Below are 3,392 nucleotides of genomic sequence, written 5' to 3' on the forward strand. Positions count from 1 at the left end.
AAGTTGAGACCAATCCACCGCATCTGGCGCAAGCACCGATTCCGTTCTCGATGGCAACGGTGAAGCGACGGGCGCTCAATCAGCATCTTCTCGAGCGCTTTATTGCCACCTTAGACTTGGAGCCAACCTTGATTAAATCCCACCCCAACTATTCAACCCTTTGTGACTACGGCATTATCGCCGCCTAAATTTGTCCGAAGTGTTGATATCAGTTGAAAATCGAGTTAGGCTCGAAGAAGAATTCATACAAATCAAAAAAAATATCTCGGATTTGATTTATCGAATTTTTGAGTTAAATGAGGCAGAGATAAATTTTCAGCTTCCGTATGAAACAGCTTTTGAAGATATTGAGTTTGGTGGTAATTCTAATTTAAGAACAGAACTACATCAAGACGTTCAGCAAGATCGTTTTACAGTTCTAATTTTGAACATGATAGGTCATCAATGGCATAAGCAAATTGAGGCGGGCGAACCTGTTCCAGCCTGGGCATATCAGGATGGTGTCATTCCCATTAATAAAGGAACCAATAAACAAGCATTAGGCGACCGAGTTCGGGAGCGCATTGGTGCCGAATTTCCCAACCACACCGTTGCTATCATCGCTGCCGAATTTGAAGAAATCGTTGGCATCAGTCTAGAAAAATAGCTCAGTAGTGCCTTCTTCAAACGCCACAGCTCCCAATTCAAAAAACGCCCGATCGCATGGCAAATCGAGTCCTCCCCCATCACAGGAAGCCGCAGTAATCGATCAAACCCCGCATTCTCCTGCCTGCTCTACCACCACAAACTCGATGCCGACCTCCTGCCCAAGCTCCGCAGCCAATATGTCGGCATCCTCCGCCAGAGCTACGAAACCGAACTCCGCAACCTGGAAGCCAGATCCCAAGAGCAGCGTTCCGGCGATCAATCCGCCCGCATCCTTCACCTCCCTAACTGGATCGAAGAACTCAAAACCCTCGAAGTTAGCCTCTACGAAGTCAGCACCATTGGCTTTGGACCCGATTTCCTCAAGCCTCGTCTGCGCCAACTGGCGATCGATGATGCAACCCTCTGCCTCAAAGCCCACTGGCTCCGTAAACTGATGTCAGTCATCCAGACCAATCCCCTCTCCACCTGGAAAACGGCTGCTACTGCCACCGAGCTTCACGACGACTTCCCCCAGTGGATCGAAACCGCCTTCAGCCACCTCGACCACCACTGCTCCCAAGTTGGCTTTCCTCCCCTCAATGCAGAAGACTTAGAGCAAGACCCCACCGCATCTGATCTGGCAAAACACATCTGCCAACATGCCAAAGCCATGCTCAGCAAAACTCTCAATCTGGCTTGCTCAGAATGGTGGTCAAAATTCAATCAAACCCTAATTGCACCCCTAAAGCAGCAAATTAAGGAAGCCGAAACCGAGGCAAAAGCACTCAAAGAAGAAATCACACAACTGGGAACCCAGAAAGCTGATCAACGCCGCACCAAAGTTACGGTTCGACTTGCAACCCTCAAAGCCGACATCAAAACCTGGAAAGCCACCATCAAAGCCATCACTGAAAAAGGCAACGCGATTCGCAAAGCCATCGAAGCCTGGAAATGCCCCGACTCCGAAACTTGGGAACCTTGGTTAGCCACCCAACCCATATACGACCAGATTTCTAGTCTGGACGATCGCCGCACTCCCCCTCAACCTATTGCCGAGTTCATCGCCCAGGAAAGCACCTACACCCCTGACCTCAACGACGGCGTTCGCGTCAACATTGCCCCCCTACAACGCAGCGGACTTCTAGCCAACGATGTCCTCGCTGCAAAAGATGTGAACAAGGCAATTGGCGATCGCGCTGAATGGCGAGCCGACGAACGCCGCTGGTGTCGAGAAGGCAAGCTCCCCCAACCCGGTTGGTGGAAGATAGATACGAAGGTAGATATACTGTGAAAACCTTGCTAGCCTATTTTGAGAATGATTGCTACTGACAGCCTCCGCTCCTGGATTCGCCAGGAAATTCAGCAAGTGCTCCAACACAAAAGTGCTCAGCCACCTTTACTGGTTTGGTGTGATCCTCAACGGGTTTGGAAAGATTTGCTACAGGAGGCAGCAACAGACAACACATTTGAGCTTTGGGCAGAGGATGTTCACGAACTTATATTGCGCGATCGCTTCTACAAAACTCCTCGTGCTCCCCGTGTCGTCTGGCTCCCAGTTCGACAAGACGAAATCACCTACTTCAAGGTCTTTGAGCTTCAGGCAGAAGAGGTCAAGCAACTCAGCCTGCCAGAAGCCCTATCCCAATATGGAGTAGACATCCCCTCCGATGCCTTGGTTGAACTAAACCCAATCCTGCCTGCCCACGCAAAAGAGTGGCTAGACTATCCTAAGTCTGCCTGGAAAGAATTAACTCCTGGCAATGCCAAGGAAACGCTGATCAACGACGATCGCGTTTCGGAAATTTTGGCAACTCCGAGTCTTAGCTTTGACAATTTGAAAGCAAACAACCGATTTGGAGTATTTGTGCGCCGGGTTGTCGAAGATTTTGGGCTACCTGAACCTCAAGCTGATAAGCCTGAAAACTGGAGAATTCAAGCCCTTGCCACCCTTCTGGTAACTGAAGCTGCGGTCAAATGTCCCCAATCACCTCCCAAAGAACAGGATCGAATCATTTCTGCTACACCTCAGCAAGAACTCGCTCTTAAACTCTTAACCCAATGGCAGAAACAAGTCGATCGAATGGAGTCCTTTGAGACATTGGCACTCAAAGCCGGCGCTCAAACCACACTCCAAGTCTGGGCAAAAAATCTGGATACGCTGCCTGTACCCCTGTCTTCTCCCATTTCAGAACAGACTTTTTTTCAGACAGAGTGCGATCGCCTCACTCAAAGTGAGAACTTTGCCCAACTGGTGGACTATCTCAATAGCCAGGTTAACCATTATCAGGCACATGCCGAAGGCTTCTGGGGGCTACGAGCAAAAGCGAAAGTATGTTGGTCACCTCTAGTTAAGCTGGCAGAAATCGCTAGCTTATTACACCAGCAAGCTCAGGTTGAGCAGACTTGGAAGGCTCCGGCTGAAGCAATGCAATGGTTCACTAGTCAGGGTTGGCAGATTGATCAGGCAGGAGAAGCCATCTTTCAGGAAGACCTGGAACTTCCACAGGAACTCGTTCCCGTGCGAAAGCAATTACAGGATGCCTACCTGCGTCATACTGATCGGGTCAATATCACTTTCTCAGAGCTTTTGGCAAATGTATCCTTAACGACATTGGGCTTACCTTTTGCTGGGGAAGCAATCGCCAACACCGTTAACTCCTAAGAAACACACTCCGGGAGAGCAGGTTTAGCAACGAGGTCAAATCCAAGCGCCATCGCCTTTTTCTTGAGGTTTTTGACCATTCGTTCCTGATACTGCTGCTCGT

General features: G+C 49.5%; 4 protein-coding genes and 1 pseudogene. 4 read left to right on the plus strand and 1 reads right to left on the minus strand.

The genetic code is table 11. The features are described 5' to 3' along the window. Positions 1–188, plus strand: a pseudogene (locus BRW63_RS26715) (IS4 family transposase); the annotation flags it as partial. Between the two features lie 14 nt (positions 189–202). Further along, on the plus strand, positions 203–646 hold the full coding sequence (locus BRW63_RS26720; protein WP_143162136.1) for a hypothetical protein: 444 nt from the start codon (positions 203–205) through the stop codon (positions 644–646). A 102-nt stretch (positions 647–748) separates the two neighbouring features. On the opposite strand, the gene BRW63_RS26725 is transcribed toward BRW63_RS26720, so the two are convergent. After that, the gene (locus BRW63_RS26725; protein ID WP_073075341.1) at positions 749–1,066 is read right to left on the minus strand and encodes a hypothetical protein; all 318 of its coding nucleotides are present in this window, start codon (positions 1,064–1,066) and stop codon (positions 749–751) included. A 15-nt stretch (positions 1,067–1,081) separates the two neighbouring features. Between BRW63_RS26725 and BRW63_RS28650 the strand changes: the two genes are divergently transcribed. Then, a complete protein-coding gene (locus BRW63_RS28650) occupies positions 1,082–1,918 on the plus strand; it encodes a hypothetical protein (protein ID WP_073075342.1) in 837 nt (278 codons plus the stop codon). Between the two features lie 24 nt (positions 1,919–1,942). Continuing rightward, positions 1,943–3,289 carry a hypothetical protein gene (locus tag BRW63_RS26735; RefSeq protein ID WP_073075343.1) on the plus strand — a complete coding sequence of 449 codons (1,347 nt, stop codon included), beginning with the start codon at positions 1,943–1,945 and terminating at the stop codon, positions 3,287–3,289. The last annotated feature ends 103 nt before the right edge of the window (positions 3,290–3,392 follow it).

The organism is Phormidesmis priestleyi ULC007 (assembly GCF_001895925.1).
GTDB classification, from domain to species: Bacteria; Cyanobacteriota; Cyanobacteriia; order Leptolyngbyales; family Leptolyngbyaceae; genus Phormidesmis_A; species Phormidesmis_A priestleyi_A.